We start from the raw sequence: 25,200 nt of genomic DNA, 5'->3' as shown, positions 1-25,200 counted from the left end.
CGACGTGGGATAGCCGCGAGGGCGTTTAGACTCAGGTCATTCAGGTTCACCCGCGCCCCCTTACCATCCGGGGCGCTACTTCCCCTTTCAGGTCGCAATGAATCAGCCCATGCGCAAGACGATATTCCGATTCGCCGCCGCCCTCGTGGCGCTGGCCGCCCTCGTGGCCGGCCCTGTCGCCGCCCAGTCTCTCAACGTGGAAATCGCCAAGGGCGTAGCCACGGCGACGCCGATCGCGGTGGTGCCGTTTGCCCAGGCGGGCGGGGCGCCCCTGCCGACCGACGTCGCCGACGTCATCCGCGCCGATTTCAACCGCTCGGGCAAGTTCCGCTCACTGGACAAGGCCGACATCGTCGAGACCCCGTCGCAGGGTTCGGACATCAAGTTCGCGACCTGGCGCCTGCTCAAGCAGGATTACCTGACCATCGGCCGCATGAGCGATGCCGGTGGCGGCATGGTCAAGGTCGACTACGAGCTGTGGGACGTGAACCGCCAGCAGAGCCTGCTGGCCCAGTCGTTCACGGCCCCGGCCGGCGACCTGCGTGGCGTGGCCCACCAGATCGCCGACCAGATCTACGAAAAGATCACCGGCGTCCGTGGCGCGTTCTGGACCCGCATCGCCTATGTCACGGCGGTGGGCACCGGCAACAACTCCACTTATTCGCTGATCGTCGCCGATTCAGACGGCTTCAACCCGCAGGTCGTGGCCCGCTCCCGCGAGTCGCTGCTGTCGCCGGCGTGGTCGCCGGACGGCAGCAAGCTGGCCTACGTCTCGTTCGAAAGCGGCAATTCGGCCGTGTATGTGCAGAACATCTCCACCGGCTCCCGTAGCCTTGTTGCCTCGCACCCCAAGGGCATCAACTCCGCCCCGGCCTGGTCGCCGGACGGCAGCAAGCTCGCGGTGAGCCTGTCCTACGTGGGCAACCCGGAGATCTTCATCATCGACGTCGCCAGCCACAGCGAAACCCGCGTCACCAACAACTTCGCGATCGACACCGAGCCGACCTTCACCCCGGACGGCCAGAGCCTGATCTTCACCTCGGACCGCTCCGGCAAGCCGCAGCTCTACCAGAGCTCGATCTCCGGCGGCAACGCCCAGCGCCTCACCTTCCAGGGCGGCTTCAACGCCAGCGCGTCGGTCAGCTTCGACGGCAAGCAGATTGCGATGGTGCAGGGCAACGGGAACGTGTATCGTATCGCCATCATGGACCGCAGTCTGGGCGGGCAGGTGCGCTTCGTCTCCCCGGGTAACGTGGACGATTCGCCCAGCTTCGCGCCCAACGCCAGCATGCTGCTCTATGCGGCATCGCAGGGTACGCGCGGCGTCCTGTATGCAGTTTCGGCGGACGGCCTAGTGCGCCAGCGTCTCGTCCTTTCGGATGGCGACGTGCGCGAGCCGTCCTGGGGTCCGTACCGACAGCGTTGATGGCGCGCCCGAAAGGGTCGCGACATCGGCAACGTCCCGGGAGGGCGCGGCTTAGTACCGCGCCTTTCCTGCGGGCGACAGATTAAAGGAAAACCCGGCGGCCGCTCACAAGTGGCCGACGGAGCGAAGGCGTAGGGTGCGGGACAGCGCCCCGTCAACGTGGAAGCAAGTAGAAAAACAGCCGGACAACCGGCGGTGTCTGTCCCGAAACCGTAAATCGACTGTCGGAACTCAACTGTTGAAGGAACGTCCCATGAATAAGACCGTTACCGTCACCCTGGCTGCCCTGCTCTGCGTGGGTGCAGCCGCGTGCTCGAAGAAGAACACCAAGCCGGCTCCGATGCCGGAACAGCAGCCGGTCGCTTCGGCCCCGGCCCCGACCAACGATGGCAAGTACCAGCCGTCTGACCTCGATACCGATGCCTGCCTCCGTCAGCGCGTCGTGTACTTCGATTTCGACAAGAACGACGTGAAGCCGGAATTCCAGCAGATCATCGCTTGCCACGCCAAGTACCTGCAGGATCGTCCGCAGTCGGCCATGTCCCTTGAGGGCAACACCGACGAGCGCGGCACCCGCGAGTACAACCTGGGCCTCGGCGAGCGCCGCGGCAATGCCGTCTCCAGCGCCCTCCAGGCGGCTGGTGGTTCGGCTGGCCAGGTCAACGTGACCTCGTACGGCAAGGAAAAGCCGGTGTGCAAAGAGCACAACGAAGACTGCTGGGCCAAGAACCGTCGCGTTGAGATCGTCTACACCGCGAAGTAATGAAGAAGGCTCTGGCTAAACGTTTTACGGCCAGGCTTGGCGTGGCGGGCGCAATTGCGTCCGCCACGCTTTTTGCTTCCATGGCCCCCGCCCAGGACCGCCTCAGCCTTGCCGACCGTGTGTCGCGGCTCGAGCAGCAGAACCAGGCGAGCGCCGGCAACACCTCGCTGGTGAACCAGGTCAACGACCTGCAGCAGCAGCTCGCCCAGCTCCAGGGGCAGATTGAAGAGCTGCAGCACCAGAACCAGCAACTCCAGGATTCCCAGAAGGCCCAGTACGCGGATATGGATTCGCGCCTGAGCCGTCTTGAAAAGGGTGGCGCGCCCGCCGGCCAGCCGGCCGTTGCCGCCAACCCGACGCCGCCCCCGCAGGCGCCCGCCGCCGCTGGTGCGCCGCCGCAAAACGCTGGCCCGGCACCGGCCGCCAGCACGGGTGGCAACAACCCGGGCGCCGCCTCACCGGCCGAGCAGGCCGCGTACGACGCCGCGTTCAAATCGCTGCGCGCCGGCGACTACGTCACCGCCTCGCGCGGCTTCCGCGACTTCCTCGTGAAGTACCCGGAAAGCCCGCTCGCCCCCAATGCCTATTACTGGCTGGGCGAGTCGTACTACGTGACCATGAATTACCCGGTGGCCATCGAGGCCTTCCAGCGCCTGGTGAAGAACTACCCGCAGAGCGACAAGGTCTCCGATGGCCTGCTCAAGGTGGGTTATTGCCAGATTGAGCTGAAGCAGCAGGACGCCGCCATCGCCACGCTGAAGCAGGTGATGACGAAGTATCCGGGCACGAAGGCCGCAGGCCTCGCACAGGAACGCCTGCGCCGCCTGCAGCGCCAGACGGCCAACTAAGCCATGAACGGTAGCACCGCAATTCCGGCGGATGTTCCGCCGGCCGCGCCCGTCCGGGAGCGCCTGCGGCTCACCGAAATCTTCCACTCCGTCCAGGGTGAGGCCGACGCCATCGGCTGGCCCACCGTGTTCGTGCGCCTTACCGGCTGCCCGTTGCGCTGCGTCTGGTGCGACACGGAGTACTCGTTCCACGGTGGCCAGTGGCACGACATCGACGCCATCGTCGAGCAGGTGGCCAGCTATGGCGCCAGGCATGTCTGCGTCACCGGCGGCGAGCCGCTGGCGCAGAAGCGCTGCCTGATTCTCCTGCGCAAGCTGTGCGACGCGGGATTTGAGGTGTCACTCGAGACCTCTGGCGCGCTCGATGTGTCGAACGTCGACCCCCGCGTGCGCAAGGTCATGGACCTCAAGGCACCCGATTCAGGCGAGAGCGCGCGCAACCTCTGGTCCAACCTCGACCACCTCCTGCCGCACGACCAGGTGAAGTTCGTCATCGCCAGCCGGGGCGACTTCGAATGGTCGCGCGACGCGGTGCGCGAGCACGCGATCGACAGCAAGGCGATGGTGCTGTTCTCCCCGGTGTGGGGCAACGTCGAGCCGCGCGAGCTCGCCGAATGGATCCTCGCTGACCGCCTGCCGGTGCGCTTCCAGCTGCAGCTGCACAAGCTGCTGTGGAACGACGCCGTCGGCCATTAATTTTCCAAGGTAACCGCATGAACGCTTCGACCCCCTCCCGCAAGGCCGTCATCCTCGTATCGGGCGGCATGGATTCCGCCGTGACGATCGCGATGGCCCGTGAGCAGGGCTTCGACGTGCATGCGCTCAGCGTGGCCTATGGCCAGCGCCACAGCTCCGAACTCGAAGCCTCCGAGCGCGTCTCGAAGCTGCTGGGCGCCGTCGAGCACAAGACTGTCGTCGTCGACCTGCGCAGCATCGGCGGCTCGGCGCTCACCGCGGACATCGACGTGCCGGAAGACGGCGGCGAAGGCATCCCGGTGACCTACGTGCCGGCGCGCAACACCATCATGCTGTCCATTGCCCTGGGCTGGGCCGAAGTACTCGGCTCCACGGATATTTTCTGCGGCGTCAACGCCGTGGACTACTCGGGGTATCCGGATTGCCGCCCCGCCTTCATCGACGCCTTCCAGGCACTCGCGAACGTCGCGACCAAGGCGGGCGTCGAAGGTGCCGGCATTCGCATCCACGCGCCGCTCATGGCGATGGGGAAGGGCGACATCGTCCGTGAAGGCATGCGTCTCGGCGTCGATTTCAGCGAAACCGTCAGCTGCTACCAGGCCGATGCGCAGGGCCGCGCCTGTGGCCATTGCGATGCCTGCCGCCTGCGTGCGGAAGGCTTCGCGAAAGCAGGCGTGCCGGATCCGACGCACTACGTCTGAGGACGTCGCGCGAGCCCCTTCCTGGTTACACGCCCGAAGCAGCCGCGAGACGCATCAGCGTCGTAACGTAAGGCTGGGCGAGCCAGCACACGGCGCCCAGCACGGACAGCAACACGCTAACGACGCCGCCAAGAATCCACGTGCGCGGAGCGCTATGCTGCACGCGTTCGTCAAGACGCGTGACCGTGCGCGTGAGTTCCACGATGGATTCTTCGAGGCGGGTAAACCGCCCTTCGAAACGGTCCATGCGTTCTTCGAAACGGTCCATGCGTTCCTCGAACCGATCCATCCGCTCATCGAACCGGTCCATGCGCTCATCGAGCCGCGCCATCCTGGTGTCGACTTTGGTCGAGAGCGCCTGCAGTTCGTCGCGCGTTGCGAGCTTCGCGAGGATGGCTTCGAGCGACGGCGATACGCCTTGCTGGCGCGCGAGGTAGAGGGGTTCTACGGGATGCATGTTGACCTCCGGTGCGGGAAGGTCACTCTAGCGGGGTGCCTGCGTTCGCGAATTGAGATTTGCGCTCAATCCGTATCAGCGAAAGCCGATGCGTAGCGTAGGAGAACCGGAAGGAAGACGGCGCGATGGTGGGTCGTGCCGGATTCGAACCGGCGACCTACGGATTAAAAGTCCGCTGCTCTACCAACTGAGCTAACGACCCATGCGCACGTAGCCGCCTAGTTTAGTGCCCGGGCGGGGGCGGCACAACCCAAACGCCGCGCCATTCAGGTGGCGAAGACGATGGCTTCGACGTCCCGGCCGGCGTCGCGCCAGGCCGAGATACCGCCGGTGAGTGGGTGGACGTTGGCGAAACCCAGCTTGGTCAGGCGCTCCGCCACCTTGGCGGCCGACACTTCGTTGGGGCACGAGCAATAGATGATGACGGCGGTATCACGAGGCAGGGTCGACAGGTCGTCGCTCGCCGAGGTCAGGTCGAACAGTCGCGACCCCGGGATGACGTAAGGGTCGTCGCGGCGGTTGGAGACGCTGCGGACGTCGACGATCAGCGCGCCCGGGTCGTTCGCCAGCAGCACCGCCAGTTCATCCACCGAGATGCGGCTCTTGCGCAGGCGGGCGATCAGCAGGGTGCGGCGGATGTAGCGGAAGGTGATCCAGAGAACCAGGGCGATCGCGGCCAGCGTGGCCAGGCCCAGTCCGAACTGCCGCAGGAAGGACAGCACGTCGTCGATCTGCCGGTAGAACAACATACCCGCCGACAGGCCCACCGCGATCCACAAGGCCGCGCCGGCCAGGTCGTAAACCGTGAAGCGGCTGAAGCGCGTGTCACCCGCGCCGGCAATGGGGATGGCGACCAGGGAAAGGCCAGGGATGAAGCGCGACACCAGCAGCAGCTTCACGCCACGCTTCTCGAAAAAGCCGCTGGCCCGGCGCACGCAGGTGTCCGGCGAGAGGGAAATGCGACAGAGCCCGTCCAGCACGCGATAGCCGTAACGGCGCCCGGTGAGGAACCAGGCGGTATCGCCGGCGAAGGCGCCGGCCAGCGCGCTGAGGAAGGTCACCATGATCAGCACGGGGTCGCGCGCCACCACCAGCGTGCTGCCGACCACGATTAGCGTGGGCATGGCCGGGACGGGTAGCCCCATGGCGCCGGCGAACACGCCAAGAAATGCCACCACGGGCGCGGTGTCCGACCAGTTGACGCTCGCCACGACCATACCCTCGGATGCACTTTTTCAGTGGCGCAATCGTACGCCTGTCGCCGCGCCGCGGACAGGGGCCCAGCCCTCGTTTTTAGATGGCCGTAGGGTGACTGAGCAGGCTGGCGACGCGGGGTGCCGGGCTCACTGCCGCGCCCTCGAGCTGCACCCAGAAAAGGGTGCCCCGCCCGGGGCTCGAGCGCACGCCGATGCTGCCGCCCAGCAGGTCCGCAATGCGCCGGGCCACGGCCAGCCCCAGGCCGTAGCCGGGGTGTCCGGGCAGGCGGGTGAAGTCATCGAAGAGGCGTTCCTGCTGTCGGGGTTCCAGCCCCATGCCGTTGTCGCGCACCTCCAGCCGTACGGCGCTGCCGCGCCGGCGCATGGCCACGAGGACGCGGCCGTGCGGGGTGCTGATCACTGCATTGGCCACCAGGCGATGGATGAGCTCCGACAGCAACCCGGGGTCGCTGCGCACGGGCAGGCGGCCGCCGCGCCAGTGGATAGTCACGCTGAGCCGGTCCGCGTCGTTGGCGATGGCATCACGCTCGCGAACGAACAGGTCGGCCGCGATCAATTCGTTGCTTACCGGTTCAATGGCGCCGGCGTCGAAGCGGGCCAGATCGAGCAGGCCATCGAGGAGTTCGTTGAGCCGGGTGACGTTGGTACGCATCTGCCCCTGCACGGCACGCTGGCGCAGGTCGTCGCCGGGCTGCATGCCGCCGACAAAGAGTGACAGCGCCTGCAACGGCTGGCGGAAGTGGTCGCCAAGCTGTTCGATGAACCGCGTTTGCCGGGCCATTTCCTGCATGCGCTGGCGGAACGCATCGGCCAGCGCGGCATCGTGGCGTCCGCGAAGATCGCGCAACTCGCCGAGCAGGCGGCCCACCGCCAGCTCGAGTGATTCGGTGTCGCCCAGCCCGCGATCCGTGCGCGCGCGCAGCTCCGTATCAATACGTGTCTTTACCGTGTCGACGGCATCGATGAGCTCGCGCGCCATGAGGCGTTTGCTGGCGAGGTACACCGCAAGAATACCCGCGCCGAGCAGCAGCGTCATCAGGGCCGCGGCGACCCGGCGCTCGCGCAAAGCGGAGGTATCCGAAATGGTTTCGAGCTCACCCAGCGGCGTGGCGACACGCACATGGATAAGGTGGCCCGCAGGCGTCGGTCGCCCGCTGTCGACCACGAGGTCGGTACCCTCGTTGCGATGGAGGATGACGCGGTCGGTTGGCGAGCTACGCGATAGCGTGCGCGAAAGCGCATCACGAATCGCATCATCTCCTGCATTCGCCGCGATCGAACCTGACAGCCGCACGGCCTGGATGCGCGCTACCCCGCGTGCCTCCTCGGTGATGCCGCGCAGGTGCATGACGCCCAGGGTGCCTGCCAGCGCCAGCGCAACCGCCACCATCGGCAACAGGCCCTTGCGGACCTGGCGCTCGCTCGCTGGCGACCGGCCTTGCGTGGAATACGACGCGATCATGGACAGGCCTTGGGCTAATCTCATGACGAATCTATGAAACCACCGCCTTTTGCGCGATAGACAAGGGGAGCTAAGCCCGGCGGCTTAGGCCTTATGGCCTATGCCTTATTTACCGCGCAGGCGCGCCAGCAAGGTGTCGTGGTCGGCCTCGATCTTCTTGAAGCGTGCTTCGCGCGCGTTTTCGCTCACCCATTGCGCCGTCGTGGCGCGGCGTTTCTCCAGCGAGTACTCGATATCCGCGAAGGGTACCAGGCAGGCATTCGTGGCCGGTGCGAAGCCGCTGATATCGTGGATCAGCTTCAGGTTGGCTTCCTCGCGGGCGCCATCCTTGCCCTTGCCATACCCGGTGATGAACGCCGCGACCTTGTCCCTCAGCGGGGCGGGGAGGTCATTGCGGATGACGATCACCGCGTGCGGGATAAGCGACGACTTCCACAGCACGCGCAGGCGGGCGTACTGCTCCGGGAAATGCTGCTGGAAACGCTCCAGGTCGGCCGTGTTGTTGGTGGCCACGTCCGCCTCGCCGTTGGCAACCGCCAGCGCGTTGTTCTGGTGGTTGTCGACGTGCACCTTGGCGAAGAACGTGTCCGAATCCACGCCCCGGGCGGCGAACAGCTGGGTCTCCGGTACCAGGTAGCCGGACACGGAAAGCGCTTCGCCGCGCGCGAAGCGCCACTGGCCGGGACGGCTGAACATCTGGTTGAGGCTGGTGATCTTGGAATCCGTGGCGGTGAGGACGACGGCGTAATAGCCGCGCGAGCCGTCGCCCCGGGTGAGCTGGCCGATCACCTGCATGTTCTGGCCGACCACCGCGTCCAGGGCGAGTCGGCCCGACAGGAAGGCGATATCGACGCGCTGCTCACTGATCGCCTGGGCAATGCCCTCGTAGGTGGCGACGGAGACCGCCCGCACGGGGCGCCCCAGCGCCGCATGCAGGTCGTCCAGCATGGGCCGCCAGGCTTCGAGGGATTCCGCGGGGCCGCCGATCGGCAGGATGCCGAAGGTGAGCGGGGCGTTCGGGTCGATGTCGGTGCCGGCGGCGCCGGCCATGGAGGGGATGAGGCCAGCCAGTGCCAGCAGCCCGCCAAGGAGCCAGCCACGGTGGCGCACCCGGGTCGTGCCTGCCCTGCCTGCCTGCATGCGGCCGCCTTCGCGTCGTGTGACGAATCGTCCCCCGGCGCTCCCTGCCTGCCCGGCGCCAGCTTACGCCGCCGCCAGGCCAAAACTGTGTCCTGTGTCAGTCCCCGAGGTGCTGCGCGGCGACGAGGGCTTCCAGGCGGTTGCGTACATGCAACGCGCGGAAGATCGCCGCCAGGTGGATCTTTACCGTCCCCTCGCTGATGCCCAGTTCGCGGGCGATCAGCTTGTTCGGCCGGCCCTTGGCCAGCAGCTTGAGCACGTCGATCTGGCGGTCGGTGAGCACCGTCGCCAGCCGCTCCTTCGTGCTGAGCCCGTCACCACTGCCCGCCATGGCGAAGGCCGGCGTCAGCGTGGTGGCCGATGCCGCTTTCATGGCTTCCGGCGGCACATAAATGCCGCCGCCAACGACCAGGCGCACCGCATTGAGGATGACGTCGGGTGGCGAGGATTTCGGGATATAGCCCTGTACGCCCAGGTCCAGCACGTGCCGGATGGCCGTGGGGTCCTCGGTGCCGGAAAGCACGATGACGGGACGGGCGCGGTCGACGAACTCCTGGCCGTCGATCGCCTCGTCACGGGTGGAATCCTTCAGCGCGGCAACGGCGTCCTTGATGTGCTCGACACCATCGGCGCCGGGCATGGCCATATCGATGAGGGCCACATCCGGAAGCGGCTTTTGCAGCAGTTGATGGCGCAACTGCGCCACCGTTTCAGCTTCAACGAACTCGACGTGGTCGCCAAGCTCGCGAAGCTTCAGCTTCACGCCCTCGATGATCAGACGATGATCGTCCGCGATCAGAACTCGCATGCCACTCCTCCGCCCGCACTGCCGCGAGCTTCCCCGTTCCAAGGACCATAGCCCTCCCGGCACCCGGCGGCAAGCAGGCCATTCGCCTCAGACGGGTGCATGATGGACAGACCACGCAGAAACCATTACATCGTGGAGGCGTTCGGGGGATACCGGCTTGTACAGGACCTGCGTGGTGGCCGTATCCACGCTGGAAAGGTAGTCGCTGCGGGTTTCCCCGGTGATCAATACGCGGGCGAACGGCGGCGGGTCGCCCGGGCGACGCCGGTAGTAGCGGTCGAGCAGGGCCAGGACGTCCAGGCCCGTGCCTTCGCGCAGTCGCAGGTCCGAGATGACCAGGTCGGGCGGCTGCATCCACAGGTGCACCGCTTCCATGGCCTGCTGGGCGTCCTCGGCCGTCATCACCTCGCAGCCCCAGCTGCCCAGCAGGTAGCTGATGCCGGCGAGGATGCTGGGCTCGTCGTCGATCACCAGCACGCGCATGCCCGCCACGTCGCGGGGGATGCCCGCGTCGGGCGTGGGTGCCGGGAGCGCCTCGGGCACAGGATTGGGCTGGACCTCCGGCAGGACGATGGAAAAGACGCTGCCCTTGCCGGGTTTCGAGGTGACGGTGGCCTTGGTGCCGAGCAGGACGGCCAGGCGCTGGACCGTGGACAGGCCGAGGCCGAGGCCGCGGCGGGTGCCTTCCGGCCGCCCGGCTTCCGGGCCGCTTTCCACCCGGTAGAACTCATCGAAGATGTGCGGCACGTGCTCGCGGGCGATGCCCAGGCCGGTATCCCATACGTCGATGCGCACGTTGCCGTCGCCGCAGCGCCGCGCACCCACCAGGACGCCGCCGCAGCGGGTATAGCGCAGGGCGTTGCTGACGAGGTTGTTGAGGATGCGCGCCAGCATGGTGCGGTCGGTGCGCACCCAGACGCCGGTGGTGCGGACCACCAGGCGCAGGTCGTGCTGCTCGGCCACCATGCGGAAGTTCACGCTCACTTCCTCGAACACGTCGTCCATGGCGATGTCGCGCGGGGCGGGTTTCATGCCGCCCGTATCCAGTCGCGACAGATCCAGCAGTTCGCTGAACAGGTGATCCAGCGATTCAACGCATTCCTGGATGTGCGCGATGCGGTTCAGCCGTACCGGGTCGAACTCGTCCACGGCCAGGCCCGAGGAGAACAGCGTCAGCGCATAGAGCGGCTGGCGCAGGTCGTGCGAGGCGGCTGCCAGGAAGCGGGCCTTGGCGACGCTGGCCGCCTCGAGGGCGGCATTCTTGCGAGCCAGTTCATCGGTGGCCGTCGCGATCTCGCGCTCCATGCCGATCTGCGCATGAAGGAGCTTCGACGCCGCGCCGTTGAAGCCACGCTGCAGGTCGCCGATTTCCGTGTCGTCCGTGACCGGGACCACGACGGTGCGATCACCCAGGCCGAGCTGGCGCACGGCGATGGCCAGGTTGCGCAGGGGTGCGCTCATCCAGCGTGCGGCGGACCAGCCGATCATGATGGCGATGAACAGGCTCAGGGCAAGCCAGATAAAGGCGTTGTGCATGCTGGCGCGCTGGGCGGCCATGGCGTCTTCGACGCTCACGTCCACGGTGACCGAGCCGACGACGCGCCGGCTGACCGGGTCGAGCACGTCGCGCGACACGGTGAGGTTGTCGTCGTCTTCCACGGCGCCGTTCACCCGGTCGGCGAGGATCTCGCCATCGCGGTCTGAAATGCGCACGCGCGATACCTGGGGCAGCTGCACGATGGATTGCGCGATGCGGCCCAGCTCACGGCGCTGCTCGCTGCGCAGGGCGTCGCCGGAAACGGTGGCGGCCTGTTGGGCGATGGCGTCCGCCGTGGAGCGGCCCATCTCGTGCAGGGTGTCCATCTGGTGGCGGGTGAGCAGGGTCACCAGCAGCACCGCGCTGATCGCGGTGGGCGCCAGGGCCACGCAGGTGAGTCGCTGCACGAGTGACGTGCGGCGCCACACCTTTTCGAGCCATGAAGCCGAACCGTCGCGCATGCCTGTCCCCTGGCGCGGCCGGCCCCCAGGCCGGCGCGAGCCATTAGCCTAGCGCAGATTCAGCGGACGGGCGTCAGCCGCCACGGCGTTCACGCCATGCCTTCAGCAGCGGTGGCGCGGCGGCGATCACCAGGAACAGGGCCAGTGGCACCAGCAGCCGGGCGTTGGCCAGGCTGGCCGCGGTCATGGGCCCACGGCCAAGGGTGTCGCCCAGGCCTGCCCCGATCGCGCTCTCCACGGCGATGGACACGGTACCGCCCACCCATGTGGCGGCGACGAACAGCCACAGCGGGCAGCGCAGCCAGGCCAGGGCGATGGTCATGGCGCCGAGCGGCACGACGGGGACGAAGCGCAGGGCGAAGGTGTGCCGGACAGGGTGGCGCAGGTAGCGCTCGCGGAGCCGGGCGGCGAAGGCAGGTGGCTGGCGCGTGCCGGCCGAGAAGGCCCGCCGGCTGGCCGCATACAGGGCCAGCGAGCCGGCCACGAGCGCGACCGGACCGAGCAGGGTGCTTTCCACCGTGCCAAACAGCAGGCCACCGGCCAGCACGAGCATGATGGTGCCCGGCACCCCCGTTGCAATGGCCACGGCGAGCAGGCCCGTGAAGGCAAGCCGTGAAAGGAGGGGGTGGGCGCCGATGAAGGCGTCGAGCGAGCCCTCGCCCCTGACCAGGTGCGAGGCATCGACGGTGTCGAGAACGCCGCTGCCCACGGCGGCCACGCCCAGGGCGACCATCAACACGAGCGGCAGCACGGCGCGCCACGCGCGCCGGCCGCGGGCGGGCACCTCAGTAGGTGGCGCCGCTTTCGCCATAACGGCGCAGTACAACGCGCGCATCATCGCGCAGGATGTCACGACGCACGGCGATGCCGCGCCGCTCCAGTTCACCCATCCAGTCGGCGGGCAGCGGGCCTTCGTCGAACGCGGTGAGTTCTTCCACGTCGCTGGAGCGGGCGCCAATCAGCAGCGTGTCCACGCCGGCCCACACGGTGGCGCCATAACACTGGCAGCACGGCTGCGAACTCGTCGCCAGCGTGATGTGGCTGCCGTCTTCGTTCAGGCGGAAACGCTGCGTGCGCTGCTGGGCCAGCATGTACGCCATCATTTCGGCGTGCGCGACCGAGCAGCTGTGCGGTACCACGCGGTTCACGCCGACGGCGACGATGCGATGGCCACCGTCGAACACCACGGCGCCGAACGGGCCGCCGGTGGCGCTGTCGACGTTATGCCCGGACAGGCGGATCGCGAGGCCGACCTTCGCCTCGTCGCTTTCGTACGACGCCGCGGTGTCGACAAAGTCGTGCACCCAGGCGGGCAGGGTGAGATGGACCTGTGCGTACAACATCAGGCCTGCTTCGCCCACGAATCACGCAGCGTCACCACGCGGTTGAACACCGGTGCGTCGTGCGTGTGGTCGTGCATGTCGGCCACGAAGAATCCGAGGCGCTCGAACTGCACGCGGTCTTCGCGCGCGGCACCGGCAGCGGCCGGCTCCACGAAACCGTGCACCACGCGGCGCGAGTCCGGGTTGATGTGATCCTTGTACGTCTTGCCGTCGGTATCGTCGTCCGGGTCGGTCACGTCGAACAGGCGGTCGTACAGGCGCACCACGGCCGGCACGGCGTCACGCGCGCTCACCCAGTGGATGGTGCCCTTCACCTTGCGGTCCGCACCGGGCATGCCGCTGCGCGACTCGAGGTCGAGCGTGCAGCGCAGTTCGACGACATCGCCGGCGTCGTTCTTCACCACCTCGTCGCAACGGACGATGCCCACGCCGCGCAGGCGCACTTCGCCTTCCGGCTTCAGGCGGTGGAAGCCCTTCGGCGGCACCTCGGCGAAATCCTCGCGCTCGATCCACAGGGCGGGCGAGAACGGCACGCTGCGCGAGCCGAAGCTCTCGTCCTTCGGATGGTTCGGGAAGGTGAGCGTTTCCGCGTGGTCCGCCGGCAGGTTGGTGATCACCAGCTTGACCGGGTCGATCACCGCCAGGCGACGCGGCGCCTTCGCGTCCAGGTCTTCGCGCACGCAGCCTTCGAGCACGCTCATGTCGATGGTGCTGTTCTGCTTGCTGACGCCGATGCGCTCCCAGAACAGGCGGATGCCGGCCGGGGTAAAGCCGCGGCGGCGCACGCCGGCGATGGTCGGCATGCGCGGATCATCCCAGCCGTCCACCAGGTTTTCCGACACCAGCGTGATCAGCTTGCGCTTGCTCATCACCGTGTAGTTGAGGTTGCCTCGCGAGAACTCGATCTGGCGCGGCTTGCTCGGCGCCGTCGGCAGGCCGGCGGCGACCAGCGACTGCCACAGCGCCGGGTCGTTGACGAGGTCCACCTGGTCCACGCACCAGTCGTACAACGGGCGGTGGTCTTCGAATTCCAGCGTGCACAGCGAATGCGTGATGCCTTCGACCGCGTCCGACAGCGAATGCGCGAAGTCGTACATCGGGTAGATCGGCCACGCGTCACCGGTGTTCTGGTGGTGCACCTTGCGGATGCGGTACAGCGCCGGGTCGCGCAGGTTGATGTTGCCCGAGGCCATGTCCATCTTCGCGCGCACGGTCTTGCTGCCGTCGGCGAATTCACCGGCGCGCATGCGCTGGAAGAGATCCAGGTTTTCTTCCACGGAACGGTCGCGGTACGGCGAGTTGCGGCCCGGCTCGGTCAGCGTACCGCGGTACTCGCGCACTTCGTCGGCCGAGAGGTCGTCCACGTAGGCCACGCCCAGGCGGATCAGCTTCAGCGCTGCCTGGTAGAACACCTCGAAGTAATCCGAGGCGTGGCGCAGTTCGGCCCACTCGAAGCCCAGCCACTTCACGTCGCGCTGGATCGCGTCGACGTACTCGACGTCTTCCTTCGACGGGTTGGTGTCGTCGAAGCGCAGGTTGCAGGTGCCCGCGAACTCACTGGCCAGGCCGAAGTTCAGGCAGATGGACTTGGCATGCCCCAGGTGCAGGTAGCCGTTCGGCTCCGGCGGGAAGCGCGTATGGATCACCGTGTGCTTGCCGGAGGCCAGGTCGTCACGGACGATCTGGCGGATGAAGTGCTGCTGCAGGAGGGGCGTTTCGGTCGACATCGGGGGCGGCTCGGCTGTGGGTGCGGCGCAAACGTCGAAGTTTACCTCCCCTGCGCGCCCGATGCTTGCCGTGGAGCCGTGGGCCGGGTAGCTTGCCAGCATGCGGATCGTCTACCACGCCCAGAGCCTTATCGACGCCCACCTCGTGCGTGATGCGCTGGAACAGGCCGAGATCCCCGCTTTCGTTTCCGGCGAATACCTCATCGGCGCCATCGGCGAGCTGCCGGCCATGGGCATCGTCTCGGTGATGGTGCCCGATGCCGCGGTGGACGCCGCCGAGGGTATCGTGCGCGCCGTGGACGCCCGGCTGGCCGAGGCCCGCGCGGCCGCCACCGAGGGTGATTTCGACGCCGGAATCCTGCCGGCCTGACCGCCGGTATTGCACCAGGAAAACCCATGCAGGCCATTTACGACCTCGTCCGCGACGTGCCGGACTTCCCGCGCCCGGGCATCATGTTCAAGGACATCACGCCGCTGCTGGCGGATGCCAACGCCTTCGCCGAATGCATCCGGGCGCTGTGCGACCCGTGGCGCGGCAAGGGCATAGGTGCCGTGTGCGGCATCGAATCACGCGGCTTCATCTTCGGCGCCGCCATGGCGCAGTCGCTCAACGCGGGCTTCGTGCCCCTGCGCAAGGCCGGCAAGCTGCCGCCGCCGGTGGTGGGCATGGACTACGGCCTGGAGTACGGGCTGGATCGCCTGGAAATCGGCACCGAGGCGCTGAAGCCGGGCGAGCGCGTGCTCATCGTCGACGACGTGCTGGCCACGGGCGGTACGCTGGATGCCGGCCGCCGCCTGGTCGAGCGGCTGGGTGCCGAGGTGGTCGGTGCCAGCGTGGCCATCGAGCTGCGTGGCCTGGACGGGCGGGCGCGCTGGGTCAGCGACGCCCCGCTGCACGCGCTGGTCAGCTACTGAGCAGCGACCGGTTTCTCTTCGGAAATACTTTCGACCAGCACGATCTCGCAACCACCTGCGCCGGTGTCTTCGCGGGTGAGTGAGGTGTCCCAGTGCCAGCCGTCGTCGCGCTTCACGTCGACGAGGAAGCCCTCGAAGTGGACCACCTCGCCCTGGCGCACGTCGCGCAGCTGGCGCGCCGCGGTGTCGTTGGCCGGGATCATGTGCATGTTGGCGCTGGAATCCTCGATCTCGTGGCGCGGGATCGGGAATTTCTCGGTGTACCAGAAGTAGAAGCGGTTCGACTGCGAGATACGGATCTTGTCCAGCACCGCGGAATCGGACATCCGGCCCCAGCCCATGGCCAGGTCGGTCGGTGCGATCGGGGCCAGGTCATCCAGCTGGTAGTCCTCGCGCGACAGCACCCGGCCGCTCATCGAGAACTTCGCCCGGGGCTCCAGCTTGAAGTGGCCGCGGGCCAGCTCGGTGCCGCCGCGGATGTCCACCTGGTCGGGCACGTCGCCCGCGACAATGCCCGGCGCATCGTGCACCGGCCTGTGCCGCCACCAGTTGTAGCCACCCAGGCTGCACAGGACGAGCAGCAGGACGACAAGCCATGAACGCATCAGGAAAAACCGTCAGGGGGTGGTGAGGGCAACGTCCGAGGGCCTGCCCGGTTGACCGGTGGCGCAGCCGCGGGCGCTGAAAAGTTCCGCCGGCACGTCGCGCATCACCGAAGCGAGGGCCTCGAAGAAGGGGGTCATCGCGGAGCTTTTCCGCCAGAGCATGGCGATGCGGCGGCTCGGCGCCGGTTCCTCGAACTCGATCAGGTGGACATTGCCCGACTGGGCCACGGGCGGCTTCACCGCCAGCGTGGGCAGCAGGGTGATGCCCACGTTGGCCGAGACCATCTGGCGCAGGGTCTCCAGGCTGGTGGCCCGGAATCCGGACTTCTCCCCGGCGCCGGCCATGTGGCAGACCTCCAGCGCCTGGTCGCGCAGGCAGTGGCCGTCTTCGAGCAGGAGCAGGTTCTGTTCGGCCAGGTCTTCCATGCGCAGGCGGCCATGGTGGGCGAGCGGGTGGCCACTGGGCACGGCCAGCACGAACGGCTCCTCGAACAGGAACTCGGTGTGCAGGGAATCGTCGTGGACGGGCAGGGCGAGGATGCCGGCGTCGAGCGTGCCCTCGCGCAGCATGTGCAGGATCTGCTCGGTCTTCTCTTCGCGCAGCAGCAGCTCCAGCCGGGGGAAGCGCTCGCGCAGGGCGGGAATCACGTGGGGCAGCAGGTACGGGCCGAGGGTGGGGAAGATGCCCAGGCGGATCGTGCCCGACTCCGGATCGCGGGTGCGTTGGGCGATGGCCTTGATTTCATCCACCTGCGAAAGCACCCCGCGGGCACGGCGGGCGATCTCGCGGCCGGTTTCGGTCAGCAGCACCTTGCGCGGGGTGCGCTCCACCAGGGCCACGCCGAGCTCGTCTTCGAGCTTGCGGATCTGGGTGGAGAGGGTGGGCTGGCTGACGAAGCTGGCCTCGGCGGCGCGCCCGAAGTGGCGGTGCTCCGCCAGGGCGACCAGATAGGAGAGATCTCGAAGGTTCATGGGACGGCTCGAGAGGCATTTCGATAGTTCTAGGCTATCACATCCATGTCTACAATCGATTTGAGATATACCCGACCCCCCTGTAGTCTTCTCCCATCGCTCGCTTCCCCAGGCGGGCAACCCCTGTACACCCAACCCTCACTCTGGAGAGTCGATCCATGCTGACCATTGGCGATAAGTTCCCCGAATTCAACCTCCTGGCCGTCGACGGCGGCCCGCTGGCCAACAAGATCGAAGACGCGTTCACCACGATCTCCGACAAGTCGTACGAGGGTAAGTGGAAGCTCGTGTTTTTCTACCCGAAGGACTTCACCTTCGTGTGCCCGACCGAGATCAAGGGTTTCAGCGACCTGAACGAGCAGTTCGCCGATCGTGACTGCCAGATCCTGGCCGCCTCGACCGACAGCGAGTTCGTCCACCGCGCGTGGCGCATGGACCACGCCGACCTGAAGGACCTCAAGTTCCCGATGCTCGCGGACATCAAGAAGGAGCTGACCACGGCTCTCGGCATCCTGACCAACGACGGCGTCGCCCAGCGCGCCACCTTCCTGGTCGATCCGAACGGCGAAATCCAGTTCGCCTACGTCACCGCCGGTTCGGTGGGCCGTAACCCGGACGAAGTGCTGCGCGTCCTCGACGCCCTGCAGACCGACGAGCTGTGCGCCTGCAACTGGAAGGCCGGCGAAGAGACCCTCAAGGTCGCCTAAGCTTCAAGCAGTCAAAAGTCCCGCGCCGCAAACGCTCCCTCCCCGCGCGGCGCGGGCACCCTGCATCGATACCTCTCCCGGGGTGCCGTCCGGCACTCCCCGCGTGAACCGGCGCCCCTGCGCCGAGCCATTCCGCGCCTTATTCCCACGCCTCTTACCTTTGACCAGGAGTCACCGATGAGCCTCGCCGATCTTCGCAGCCAGCTTCCCGAGTACGCCAAGGACCTGAAGCTCAACCTCGACTCCGTGCTGAGCGAAGCCGGTGCGCCGGGCCTCAACAAGGCGCAGATCGCCATGATCGCGCTGGGTTCCGCCGTGTCCGCCCGCTACAAGCCGCTGACCGAGGCCGTTGCCGCGTTCGCCGCCGAGCACGCCACGGCCGAACAGCTGACCGCCGCCAAGGGTTCGGCCGCGATCATGGGCATGAACAACATCTATTACCGCTTCCAGCACCTGGTGTCGCACCCCGAGTACGAAACCATGCCGGCGAAGCTGCGCATGAACGTCATCGGCGCCTACAAGGGCGATGCCAAGAACGACTTCGAGCTCGTCTCGCTCGCGGTGTCCGCGGTGAACGGTTGCGGCATGTGCATCGACTCGCACGACAAGGTGCTGCGCGACGGCGGTGTCAGCGTGCAGGGCATCCAGAGCGCGGTGCGCATTGCCTCGGTGATCCACGCCGTGGCCGTCGTGCTCGAACAGGCTGATGCTGCGGGCTGAGATTTTTCGTAGCGCGTCAATCGCTTAACGCGGTCTTTCGGACCGTTGGCACATCCTCCGCCCACCAACACGCGGAGGGTGTGCCATGAGCTATGTCGATGGTTTCGTCATGCCGGTTCCCGAAGCCCGCCTGGGCGACTACAAAAAAATGGCCCGGGTGGGGGCGAAAGTCTGGATGGACCACGGGGCACTCGCCTACACCGAGTGCGTGGCCGATGACGTCAAGCCAGGCAAGGTCACCTCGTTCCCGCAGGCCGTGAAGCTCAAGCCGGGCGAAGTCGTGGTGTTCTCCTGGATCGTCTACAAAAACCGCCGCGAGCGCGACCGCATCATGAACAAAGTGATGGAAGATCCGCGACTTGCGAAGTACATGGACGCGAAGAACATGCCCTTCGACGGCAAGCGGATGTTCTGGGGCGGCTTCAAGCCCATCGTCGAGGCGTGACGCGGCGCAGCGAGGACGGGGTGCCTTCTGGCACTGGGTCGGAAGTCACCCCTCTCCTCAGGATGGGCGGGATTATCCACAGGGAGTCCCACCCACATGCGTCGTCTCGTCCGTCCCCTTGTTCTCACCGCGCTCGCCGCCTGCTGTGGCGTCGCGCTCGCCGCCGGCACGGACGCCGCGCCGCCGCTCGGCCACCTCCCGGACTGGGCCCAGCCGGAAAGCTACAAGCTGGCCTTCAAGGTCGACCCCAAGCAGGAGGACTACACCGGCTCGGCGTCCATCAAGATCAAGCTCACCCAGCCGTCCGACTTTGTCTGGATCCACGGCAAGGAGCTGAAGGTCTCCAAGGTGGTCGTCACCGACGCCGCCGGCAAGAAGCACACCGGTAAGTACACCGTTGCCGCCGAGAAGGAAGGCGTCGCCCGCCTCGACCTCGGCGCGAAGCTCGAGGGCGAGATCACCGTCGCCATCGACTTCGCCGCGCCGCTGAACAAGCAGCTGCAGGGCCTGTACAAGGTCTCGCACGAAGGCGTCCCGTACGCCATGACGCAGATGGAGCCGGTGTCGGCCCGCTACGCGTTCCCGGGCTTCGACGAGCCGCGCTTCAAGACCACCTACGACCTGAGCCTCACCATCCCGGCCGACGACCAGGGCGTGGCCAACACCGCGCAGGTGAAGGAAGAGAAGGCCGGCGCTGGCTGGAAGACCCTGACCTTCTCCACGACCAAGCCGCTGCCGACCTACCTGGTCGCGTTCGCCGTCGGCCCGTGGGACGTGGTGAAGGGCCCGGACATCAGCCCGACCGAATTCCGCACCACGGCCACCCCGCTGCGCGGCATCGCCGCCAAGGGCGAAGGCCACCGCATGCAGCACGTGCTGGGCGAAACCAACTCGATCATCCACACGCTCGAGGAGTACTACGGTTTCGGCTATCCGTTCGACAAGCTCGACCTGCTGGCCGCGCCGGACTTCAGCGCGGGCGCCATGGAAAACGCGGGCCTGGTCACCTTCCGCGACTGGCTGCTGCTGATCGATCCGGATTCGGCCGCCAACTACGTGCGTGGCTCGTTCAACGTCAATGCGCATGAGCTGGCCCACCAGTGGACCGGCGACACCGTCACCATGGCGTGGTGGAACGACCTGTGGCTCAACGAAGCCTTCGCGACGTGGATGCAGCAGAAGGTCACCCAGAAGGTGCATCCGGAATACCGCGCCGACCTGGACCGCGTCCGCGGTGCCCAGGGTGCGATGAATAACGACAGCCTGGTCAGCGCCCGCAAGATCCGCCAGGAAATCACCGGCAACGGCGACATCGAAACCGCGTTCGACGGCATCACCTACCAGAAGGGTGCCGCGGTGCTGGGCATGTTCGAAGGCTACGTGTCCGAGCCGGTGTTCCAGAAGGGCATGCGCGCGTACATCCAGAAGCACAAGTTCGCCAACGCCACCGCTGACGACCTCGTCGATTCGATCGCCGAAGCCGCGGGCCAGGGCGAGCAGTTCAAGAAGGCGTTCAACAGCTTCCTCGACCAGTCCGGCGTGCCGTACGTCACCACCGAAGTGAAGACCGAAGACGGCAAGACCGTGCTGCACGTGAAGCAGAGCCGTTACCTGCCGCTGGGCAGCACCGGTGACGCGAACCGCGTGTGGGGCGTGCCGATGTGCGTGCGCTACGGCGTGGCCGGCGGCGACAAGGTGAAGTGCGAAATCTTCAGCGCGGCCGAGGGCAGCATCGTCCTCGACGGCGCCGCGAAGAACACCTGGGTGATGCCGAATGCCAGCGGCCGCGGTTACTACCGCTTCGCGCAGAGCAAGGCGGACCTCGCCAACCTCGCCAAGGTGGTCTCCAGGCTGAGCGACGCCGAGCAGCTGGCTTACGCCGATGCCGTGCGCGCGGGCTTCCAGCATGGCGACATCAACGCCGGTGACACGCTGGCCGCGCTGAAGCCGGTCACCGCGTCGAACACCCGCGAAGTGTTCACCGCGCCGATGGGTACGTTCACCTGGATCGTCGACCACGTCGCCACCACGGACGCCCAGCGCGCCGTGCTGCGCAAGTGGGCCATCGATGCCTACAAGCCGAAGCTGGCCTCGCTGGGCTTCCGCAAGAAGGCCGGTGAGAAGGACAACGACACCCTGACCCGCAACGTGCTCGTGGGCTTCCTTGCCGACAAGGACATCGCCGATAAGGATGTGCGTGCCGAAATGCTCGCGCAGGGCGACGCCGCGCTGAAGACGAAGGACGGCCACCTCGACCTCGACGCCGCCGACCCGGACCTGCTCGCCACCGCCCTCGGCGTGGCCGTGCAGGAACGTGGTGCCCCGGCCGTCGATGCGCTGATCGCCGAAATCCCGAAGACTTCGGACCCGGCCAAGCGCAACGCGATGCTTGCGGCACTCGGCGATGCGCCGAACGCCGCACTCGCCAACAAGGCCCGCGACTTTGCCCTGGGCAAGGACGTGAAGGTCGGCGAGATGGCGATGGTGCTGATGGGTGGCCGCGACAACGAGAAGTCGCGTGATGAGCTGTGGCAGTGGTTCACCACGAACTACGACAAGATCATCGCCCGCACGGGTAGCTTCGCCGGCGGCAAGCTGCCGTCGCTCGCCGCGCAGGGTGGTTGCTCGAAGGCCGAGGCTGACCGCCTCAGCGAGTTCTTCAAGCCCCGCCTCGGCCAGGTGAGCGGTGCCGAACGCGGCCTCGCGCAGACCAGCGAGTCGATCCTCCTGTGCTCCGCACTGAAGGACAAGCAGGACGCGAAGACGATCAAGTAATCGTCGACGTTAAAGCAGACCAAGGCCGGGCAGTTCGCTGCCCGGCCTTTTTGTGCCGCGATTACGGGCGGGTGGGGTGTCGCGGTCGGGGGCGGGCAGGCCCTTGGGGCCGCCAGACGCGGACCTTCGGACCGGGCCGTAGCTTCCTCGTCGCGAGAATCGCCGCGCCACGCGGCCCTCCGCTTATGTCGGCCCCAAGGGCCTGCCCGCCCCCGAGTCCACACGCCTCGTTACATGTCGCAAAAGCAGCCGCGATCAGCGCACCTGGAATGTCACGCGCTGCTCTTTTCCGCTAGTGGCTGGATAGACCGCATACTCGAAGTTGCCACCCTGGTGGCCATTTGCGTCCCACGTGCGGCGATAGCCAATGATGGTTTCGCCACGACGGCATGGCCCAACGGCGTTTCCGTTCTTGCACAACGGTTCCGTCTTGATCTCACGAAGCGCATTGCTGAGTAATTTCGCCTGGGCGGCTTTGCCGTAGCCGATGTCGTCGGTAGTGATCTGCATCCACGCGCCGCCGTGGTCGTTTACGGTCGTGCTTTTTCCTTCAACGTACTCGTTTCCCCCGGCTGCGGATTGGACGCGGAAGACATAGGCGCCTGTTAGAGAGCTCGCATATGACGGAAGCGTCGAGGCTACTGCGAGAAAGGCGAAGCACATTCGTTTCATGATCGTGTCCCTTTGTCGGCCTTATTGCCGGAAACCATGGTCGTGTGCCGCACTTGGATTACCGAGTAGATGGCACCCTCGTTTACGCGTAGGCCGCTGCCTCGTTGACTAGGAATGGCGAAGACGGATGACTGACCTGTAGGCGGCGTACGCCAATTCACGTCAGCGTTTGTCTCGGCACCTGTCCCAAGGGCGTCTGTCGCAAAGGGTGCGTGGTCTGATGGCTGCGCCAAGGCCAGGAGGTCCAAACATGCAGGTTTCCATCAACTCAGCCGTGCCCGCCTCGCAACTCGTGCCGTCAACGCGAGCGCAAACCGCCACGGCGCCCGCTCGTGACGCCGAGCCATTTGCGCTTGATAAGCGCATCGACTTCTCACACATCACCCCGCGTCAGCTGAGCGAGTACGTCGTCGAGCAAGAGCGGCTGGGCGTACTGAGCCGGGATGAAGGCGACGCTCTCCTCAATCAGGTCCCTGTGACGCTATCGGACGCGGGACCCCACGTTCAGATGGATACCCCGTTCAACCTGCGCGCCGGCCTCCAGGGCACGATGGAGTTCCACCTGGACACGAAGAGCGGCCTCGCCAGCTGGTACGCCGGCCTGATCGACCGCCTGGCTACCCTGGAAGCCCAGTCCATCCGGCTGTCTGCGGAGGTCTAGCGGCCACGGCCCCGGTCATGGGTTACGCTAAACCCATGCATACCCGCACGACCACCGCCCGTGATGTTGCCGAACTTGCCGGAGTTTCGATCTCCGCCGTGTCGCGCACGTTTACCGCGGGCGCGAGTGTCTCGGCGAAGACGAAGGCGCGCGTGCTGGCGGCGGCGGAATCTCTGGGATACCGGCCGAACCAGCTGGCCCGCAGCCTGATGACCGGGCGCACGGCGCTGATCGGCCTGGTCTCCAATCACTTTGCGAACCCCACCTTCATGGAGGTGTTCGACCTGTTCACCCGGGAGCTGCAGGCGCGTGGGTTGCGGCCCCTGCTGGCGAACCTGGGCGAGGATGAGGACGGGAGCCAGGCGCTGGACATGATGCGCCAGTACAGCGTGGATGCCGTGCTGATCGCCACCTCCGCACCGCCTGCGGGCTTCGCCGCGTCGTGCCGCGCCGCAGGCATGCCGGTGATTCATGTGTTCGGGAGGGCAGGGCGTGGCTCACCGGTACCGGTGGCGACGGTGGATAACGTCGCTGGGGGCCGGCTGGTCGGTGAAGCGATGCGCAAGCGCGGTCTGAAAAAGCTCGTGTTCCTCGGTGGCTCGTCGCACGATGCGTCATCCATCGACCGCGCCAATGGCTTCGCCGAGGCGGCGGGAAAAGCGCTGAGGCGCACGGTGTTCGCCGGCAACTACACGCACGACCACGGCCGTGACGCCATGCTGGCGCTGCTGGACGACGATGCCACGGTGGATGGCGTGTTCTGCGGCGACGATGTGCTCGCCATGGGCGCGATGGATGCCTGCCGCGAACGCGATATCGACGTGCCTGGCCAGATCAGCATCGTGGGCTTCGACGACATGCCGCTGGCGGCGTGGTCCGCCTACTCGCTGACCACGGTGCGCCAGCCGATCCGGGCGATGATCCTGCACGCGATCGAACGCATCGCCGCGTGGGTGGACAACGCGGATGCCGTCCCGCGCAGCAAGCTCTTCCCCTGCGAACTCATCATCCGCAACAGCCTCCGCTAGAGGTCGACCCAGCGCCTGTCGCGCGCGGAGGCGAGGGCGGCTTCCACCACCTTGTCCACCTCATAGCCATCGCGGAAGGTCGGCCACACGGCGTCGCCGGTTTCCACCCCGCGCAGGAAATCGCGTAGCTCGATCACGATCTGGTCGTTGTAGCCGGTGCCGTGGCCGACGCCCTGGCTAAACGCGAGGTAGTCCGGGTGCGCCGGCCCCATCAGGATTTTCTGGAACCCCCGTCGCGAGGGGTCGCGCGCGGCGTCGTATAGCCACAGCGCATTCTGGTCCTCCTGATCGAAGTACAGCGCGCCACGCGTGCCGGTGATGCGATAGGTGTAGCCCATCTTCCGCCCCGCCGCGACGCGGCTGAAGCTGAGGCTGCCGCTGGCGCCGTTGGCGAAGCGCAGCAGCATCTGGCCCTGGTCGTCGTTCTCGATGGCCTCCGGGCCGTGCGGCCCCGGGCGCGTGGTATGGATGACCTGCGTATCCGCCACGAGGCTGGCGATGGGCCCAACCAGACGCAGGCAGGCGTTGATGATGTGCGGGGCGACATCCGCCAGCGCACCCGCGGCGGTGCCCGTGCTCACGCGCGTACGCCAGGACGCGGGAAGGGCCGGGTCGTGCAGGTAATCCTCCACATGCTCGACGGTCACCTGGATGACCTCGCCGATCTCGCCCGACGCGATGATCTGCTTTGCCAGCTGGCTGGCGGGCGTGCGGATGTAGTTGAAGCCGACCATGTTGGCGAGGCCGGCGCCCTCCATCGCCTCCACCATCCGCAGCGATTCCGCGGCATCGCATCCCAGCGGCTTCTCGCAGAGCACCGGCTTTTTCGCCGAGACGCAGGCGAGCACCATGTCCAGGTGCGTGCGTGGCGGGGTGGCAATGATGACCGCATCGATGCCAGGGTTATCGACCAGCGTGCGCCAGTCCCCGGTTGACCGATGCCAGCCCCAGCGCGCCGCATGGTCCGCCGCGCCCGCCGCCGTGGAGGTGGCGATCATCTCGCAGCGCGGGCGCAGGCCGGTCTCAAAGATGGCGCCTACCGACTGCAGGGCAATGGTGTGTGCCTTGCCCATGTAACCGGCGCCAATCAGGCCGATACGAAGCTCTTTCATCC

At 66.8% G+C, this 25,200-nt stretch carries 26 protein-coding genes and 1 tRNA gene; 13 read left to right on the top strand and 14 right to left on the bottom strand.

Going from position 1 to position 25,200, the window contains the following annotated elements:
- Positions 1-109: 109 nt before the first annotated feature.
- From tolB to queC, 5 genes are all read left to right on the top strand, one after another.
- Positions 110-1,426, top strand: coding sequence for a Tol-Pal system beta propeller repeat protein TolB (tolB, locus tag FIV34_RS17010; protein ID WP_139984712.1), 1,317 nt, complete (start codon positions 110-112; stop codon positions 1,424-1,426).
- A 253-nt stretch (positions 1,427-1,679) separates the two neighbouring features.
- The gene (gene pal / locus FIV34_RS17005) at positions 1,680-2,189 is read left to right on the top strand and encodes a peptidoglycan-associated lipoprotein Pal (protein ID WP_139984711.1); all 510 of its coding nucleotides are present in this window, start codon (positions 1,680-1,682) and stop codon (positions 2,187-2,189) included.
- Positions 2,190-2,269: 80 nt separating this feature from the next.
- Complete coding sequence (gene ybgF, locus FIV34_RS17000; protein WP_425462897.1) at positions 2,270-3,037, top strand: tol-pal system protein YbgF; 768 nt, start codon at positions 2,270-2,272, stop codon at positions 3,035-3,037.
- A 3-nt stretch (positions 3,038-3,040) separates the two neighbouring features.
- Complete coding sequence (queE, locus tag FIV34_RS16995; RefSeq protein ID WP_139984709.1) at positions 3,041-3,733, top strand: 7-carboxy-7-deazaguanine synthase QueE; 693 nt, start codon at positions 3,041-3,043, stop codon at positions 3,731-3,733.
- A gap of 17 nt (positions 3,734-3,750) precedes the next feature.
- Entirely contained in the window at positions 3,751-4,434 is a 684-nt protein-coding gene (gene queC, locus FIV34_RS16990; protein ID WP_139984708.1) for a 7-cyano-7-deazaguanine synthase QueC, read from the top strand.
- A gap of 25 nt (positions 4,435-4,459) precedes the next feature.
- Here queC and FIV34_RS16985 read toward each other — a convergent pair whose 3' ends face one another.
- The 10 genes from FIV34_RS16985 to FIV34_RS16940 all read right to left on the bottom strand — a co-directional run bounded on the left by FIV34_RS16985 (position 4,460) and on the right by FIV34_RS16940 (position 14,586).
- Entirely contained in the window at positions 4,460-4,891 is a 432-nt protein-coding gene (locus tag FIV34_RS16985) for a hypothetical protein (RefSeq protein WP_139984707.1), read from the bottom strand.
- 126 nt (positions 4,892-5,017) lie between these two features.
- Positions 5,018-5,093 (bottom strand) — tRNA-Lys (locus tag FIV34_RS16980).
- Between the two features lie 64 nt (positions 5,094-5,157).
- Entirely contained in the window at positions 5,158-6,102 is a 945-nt protein-coding gene (locus FIV34_RS16975; RefSeq protein ID WP_170207646.1) for a VTT domain-containing protein, read from the bottom strand.
- A gap of 82 nt (positions 6,103-6,184) precedes the next feature.
- Complete coding sequence (locus FIV34_RS16970) at positions 6,185-7,594, bottom strand: sensor histidine kinase (protein WP_139984705.1); 1,410 nt, start codon at positions 7,592-7,594, stop codon at positions 6,185-6,187.
- Positions 7,595-7,675: 81 nt separating this feature from the next.
- Positions 7,676-8,710 (bottom strand): phosphate/phosphite/phosphonate ABC transporter substrate-binding protein, encoded by a 1,035-nt coding sequence (phnD, locus tag FIV34_RS16965; RefSeq protein ID WP_139984704.1) that lies wholly within the window; start codon positions 8,708-8,710, stop codon positions 7,676-7,678.
- A 97-nt stretch (positions 8,711-8,807) separates the two neighbouring features.
- On the bottom strand, positions 8,808-9,518 hold the full coding sequence (locus FIV34_RS16960) for a LuxR C-terminal-related transcriptional regulator (protein ID WP_139984703.1): 711 nt from the start codon (positions 9,516-9,518) through the stop codon (positions 8,808-8,810).
- An 87-nt stretch (positions 9,519-9,605) separates the two neighbouring features.
- A complete protein-coding gene (locus FIV34_RS16955) occupies positions 9,606-11,516 on the bottom strand; it encodes an ATP-binding response regulator (RefSeq protein WP_139984702.1) in 1,911 nt (636 codons plus the stop codon).
- Positions 11,517-11,589: 73 nt separating this feature from the next.
- The gene (locus FIV34_RS16950; protein WP_246058660.1) at positions 11,590-12,300 is read right to left on the bottom strand and encodes a TVP38/TMEM64 family protein; all 711 of its coding nucleotides are present in this window, start codon (positions 12,298-12,300) and stop codon (positions 11,590-11,592) included.
- A 1-nt stretch (position 12,301) separates the two neighbouring features.
- Positions 12,302-12,859, bottom strand: a complete 558-nt coding sequence (locus FIV34_RS16945; RefSeq protein WP_139984700.1) for a nucleoside deaminase — start codon at positions 12,857-12,859, stop codon at positions 12,302-12,304.
- Positions 12,859-14,586 carry a glutamine--tRNA ligase/YqeY domain fusion protein gene (locus FIV34_RS16940; protein ID WP_139984699.1) on the bottom strand — a complete coding sequence of 576 codons (1,728 nt, stop codon included), beginning with the start codon at positions 14,584-14,586 and terminating at the stop codon, positions 12,859-12,861. The genes FIV34_RS16945 and FIV34_RS16940 overlap by 1 nt, the downstream gene beginning before the upstream one ends.
- A 100-nt stretch (positions 14,587-14,686) precedes the next feature.
- Here FIV34_RS16940 and FIV34_RS16935 point away from each other — a divergent pair, with 100 nt between their 5' ends.
- Entirely contained in the window at positions 14,687-14,956 is a 270-nt protein-coding gene (locus FIV34_RS16935; RefSeq protein ID WP_139984698.1) for a putative signal transducing protein, read from the top strand.
- A gap of 26 nt (positions 14,957-14,982) precedes the next feature.
- Positions 14,983-15,501 carry an adenine phosphoribosyltransferase gene (locus tag FIV34_RS16930; RefSeq protein WP_139984697.1) on the top strand — a complete coding sequence of 173 codons (519 nt, stop codon included), beginning with the start codon at positions 14,983-14,985 and terminating at the stop codon, positions 15,499-15,501.
- On the opposite strand, the gene FIV34_RS16925 is transcribed toward FIV34_RS16930, so the two are convergent.
- Both FIV34_RS16925 and oxyR read right to left on the bottom strand, forming a co-directional pair.
- Positions 15,495-16,106 (bottom strand): hypothetical protein, encoded by a 612-nt coding sequence (locus tag FIV34_RS16925; RefSeq protein WP_139984696.1) that lies wholly within the window; start codon positions 16,104-16,106, stop codon positions 15,495-15,497. The genes FIV34_RS16930 and FIV34_RS16925 overlap by 7 nt on opposite strands.
- A 12-nt stretch (positions 16,107-16,118) precedes the next feature.
- Complete coding sequence (gene oxyR / locus FIV34_RS16920; protein ID WP_139984695.1) at positions 16,119-17,078, bottom strand: DNA-binding transcriptional regulator OxyR; 960 nt, start codon at positions 17,076-17,078, stop codon at positions 16,119-16,121.
- Positions 17,079-17,236: 158 nt separating this feature from the next.
- On the opposite strand from oxyR, the gene FIV34_RS16915 reads away from it, so the two are divergent.
- From FIV34_RS16915 to FIV34_RS16900, 4 genes are all read left to right on the top strand, one after another.
- Positions 17,237-17,785: a peroxiredoxin gene (locus FIV34_RS16915; protein ID WP_139984694.1), complete on the top strand. Its 549-nt coding sequence runs from the start codon at positions 17,237-17,239 to the stop codon at positions 17,783-17,785.
- Between the two features lie 177 nt (positions 17,786-17,962).
- The gene (locus tag FIV34_RS16910; protein WP_139984693.1) at positions 17,963-18,505 is read left to right on the top strand and encodes a carboxymuconolactone decarboxylase family protein; all 543 of its coding nucleotides are present in this window, start codon (positions 17,963-17,965) and stop codon (positions 18,503-18,505) included.
- Positions 18,506-18,590: 85 nt separating this feature from the next.
- Entirely contained in the window at positions 18,591-18,950 is a 360-nt protein-coding gene (locus FIV34_RS16905; protein ID WP_139984692.1) for a DUF1428 domain-containing protein, read from the top strand.
- A 96-nt stretch (positions 18,951-19,046) separates the two neighbouring features.
- Positions 19,047-21,725 (top strand): M1 family metallopeptidase, encoded by a 2,679-nt coding sequence (locus FIV34_RS16900; protein ID WP_139984691.1) that lies wholly within the window; start codon positions 19,047-19,049, stop codon positions 21,723-21,725.
- A 255-nt stretch (positions 21,726-21,980) separates the two neighbouring features.
- Here the strand turns inward: FIV34_RS16900 and FIV34_RS16895 are convergent, their stop codons facing one another.
- Entirely contained in the window at positions 21,981-22,397 is a 417-nt protein-coding gene (locus FIV34_RS16895; RefSeq protein ID WP_139984690.1) for a DUF4879 domain-containing protein, read from the bottom strand.
- Between the two features lie 250 nt (positions 22,398-22,647).
- Here FIV34_RS16895 and FIV34_RS16890 point away from each other — a divergent pair, with 250 nt between their 5' ends.
- Together FIV34_RS16890 and FIV34_RS16885 are read left to right on the top strand one after the other, a co-directional pair.
- A complete protein-coding gene (locus tag FIV34_RS16890; RefSeq protein ID WP_139984689.1) occupies positions 22,648-23,058 on the top strand; it encodes a hypothetical protein in 411 nt (136 codons plus the stop codon).
- 35 nt (positions 23,059-23,093) lie between these two features.
- Positions 23,094-24,086, top strand: coding sequence for a LacI family DNA-binding transcriptional regulator (locus tag FIV34_RS16885; protein WP_139984688.1), 993 nt, complete (start codon positions 23,094-23,096; stop codon positions 24,084-24,086).
- Here FIV34_RS16885 and FIV34_RS16880 read toward each other — a convergent pair.
- On the bottom strand, positions 24,083-25,198 hold the full coding sequence (locus FIV34_RS16880; RefSeq protein ID WP_139984687.1) for a Gfo/Idh/MocA family protein: 1,116 nt from the start codon (positions 25,196-25,198) through the stop codon (positions 24,083-24,085). The genes FIV34_RS16885 and FIV34_RS16880 overlap by 4 nt on opposite strands.
- Positions 25,199-25,200 lie beyond the last annotated feature (2 nt).

The organism is Luteibacter pinisoli, from assembly GCF_006385595.1.
GTDB classification, from domain to species: domain Bacteria; phylum Pseudomonadota; class Gammaproteobacteria; order Xanthomonadales; family Rhodanobacteraceae; genus Luteibacter; species Luteibacter pinisoli.
The sequence above is the reverse complement of the archived record's forward strand: the minus strand, read 5'-3'. Positions and strand labels throughout refer to the sequence as shown.

What these genes read in the sequence shown, in the direction of transcription:
- FIV34_RS16940 (WP_139984699.1), bottom strand. Translation starts at nt 14,586, where the DNA reads ATGTCGACCGAAACGCCCCTCCTGCAGCAGCACTTCATCCGCCAGATC.
- queE (WP_139984709.1), top strand. Translation starts at nt 3,041, where the DNA reads ATGAACGGTAGCACCGCAATTCCGGCGGATGTTCCGCCGGCCGCGCCC.
- FIV34_RS16900 (WP_139984691.1), top strand. Translation starts at nt 19,047, where the DNA reads ATGCGTCGTCTCGTCCGTCCCCTTGTTCTCACCGCGCTCGCCGCCTGC.
- FIV34_RS16960 (WP_139984703.1), bottom strand. Translation starts at nt 9,518, where the DNA reads ATGCGAGTTCTGATCGCGGACGATCATCGTCTGATCATCGAGGGCGTG.
- FIV34_RS16935 (WP_139984698.1), top strand. Translation starts at nt 14,687, where the DNA reads ATGCGGATCGTCTACCACGCCCAGAGCCTTATCGACGCCCACCTCGTG.
- ybgF (WP_425462897.1), top strand. Translation starts at nt 2,270, where the DNA reads ATGGCCCCCGCCCAGGACCGCCTCAGCCTTGCCGACCGTGTGTCGCGG.
- tolB (WP_139984712.1), top strand. Translation starts at nt 110, where the DNA reads ATGCGCAAGACGATATTCCGATTCGCCGCCGCCCTCGTGGCGCTGGCC.
- FIV34_RS16930 (WP_139984697.1), top strand. Translation starts at nt 14,983, where the DNA reads ATGCAGGCCATTTACGACCTCGTCCGCGACGTGCCGGACTTCCCGCGC.
- FIV34_RS16880 (WP_139984687.1), bottom strand. Translation starts at nt 25,198, where the DNA reads ATGAAAGAGCTTCGTATCGGCCTGATTGGCGCCGGTTACATGGGCAAG.
- oxyR (WP_139984695.1), bottom strand. Translation starts at nt 17,078, where the DNA reads ATGAACCTTCGAGATCTCTCCTATCTGGTCGCCCTGGCGGAGCACCGC.
- FIV34_RS16890 (WP_139984689.1), top strand. Translation starts at nt 22,648, where the DNA reads ATGCAGGTTTCCATCAACTCAGCCGTGCCCGCCTCGCAACTCGTGCCG.
- FIV34_RS16925 (WP_139984696.1), bottom strand. Translation starts at nt 16,106, where the DNA reads ATGCGTTCATGGCTTGTCGTCCTGCTGCTCGTCCTGTGCAGCCTGGGT.
- FIV34_RS16970 (WP_139984705.1), bottom strand. Translation starts at nt 7,594, where the DNA reads ATGAGATTAGCCCAAGGCCTGTCCATGATCGCGTCGTATTCCACGCAA.
- queC (WP_139984708.1), top strand. Translation starts at nt 3,751, where the DNA reads ATGAACGCTTCGACCCCCTCCCGCAAGGCCGTCATCCTCGTATCGGGC.
- phnD (WP_139984704.1), bottom strand. Translation starts at nt 8,710, where the DNA reads ATGCAGGCAGGCAGGGCAGGCACGACCCGGGTGCGCCACCGTGGCTGG.
- FIV34_RS16985 (WP_139984707.1), bottom strand. Translation starts at nt 4,891, where the DNA reads ATGCATCCCGTAGAACCCCTCTACCTCGCGCGCCAGCAAGGCGTATCG.
- FIV34_RS16905 (WP_139984692.1), top strand. Translation starts at nt 18,591, where the DNA reads ATGAGCTATGTCGATGGTTTCGTCATGCCGGTTCCCGAAGCCCGCCTG.
- pal (WP_139984711.1), top strand. Translation starts at nt 1,680, where the DNA reads ATGAATAAGACCGTTACCGTCACCCTGGCTGCCCTGCTCTGCGTGGGT.
- FIV34_RS16915 (WP_139984694.1), top strand. Translation starts at nt 17,237, where the DNA reads ATGCTGACCATTGGCGATAAGTTCCCCGAATTCAACCTCCTGGCCGTC.
- FIV34_RS16945 (WP_139984700.1), bottom strand. Translation starts at nt 12,859, where the DNA reads ATGTTGTACGCACAGGTCCATCTCACCCTGCCCGCCTGGGTGCACGAC.
- FIV34_RS16895 (WP_139984690.1), bottom strand. Translation starts at nt 22,397, where the DNA reads ATGAAACGAATGTGCTTCGCCTTTCTCGCAGTAGCCTCGACGCTTCCG.
- FIV34_RS16910 (WP_139984693.1), top strand. Translation starts at nt 17,963, where the DNA reads ATGAGCCTCGCCGATCTTCGCAGCCAGCTTCCCGAGTACGCCAAGGAC.
- FIV34_RS16955 (WP_139984702.1), bottom strand. Translation starts at nt 11,516, where the DNA reads ATGCGCGACGGTTCGGCTTCATGGCTCGAAAAGGTGTGGCGCCGCACG.
- FIV34_RS16885 (WP_139984688.1), top strand. Translation starts at nt 23,094, where the DNA reads ATGCATACCCGCACGACCACCGCCCGTGATGTTGCCGAACTTGCCGGA.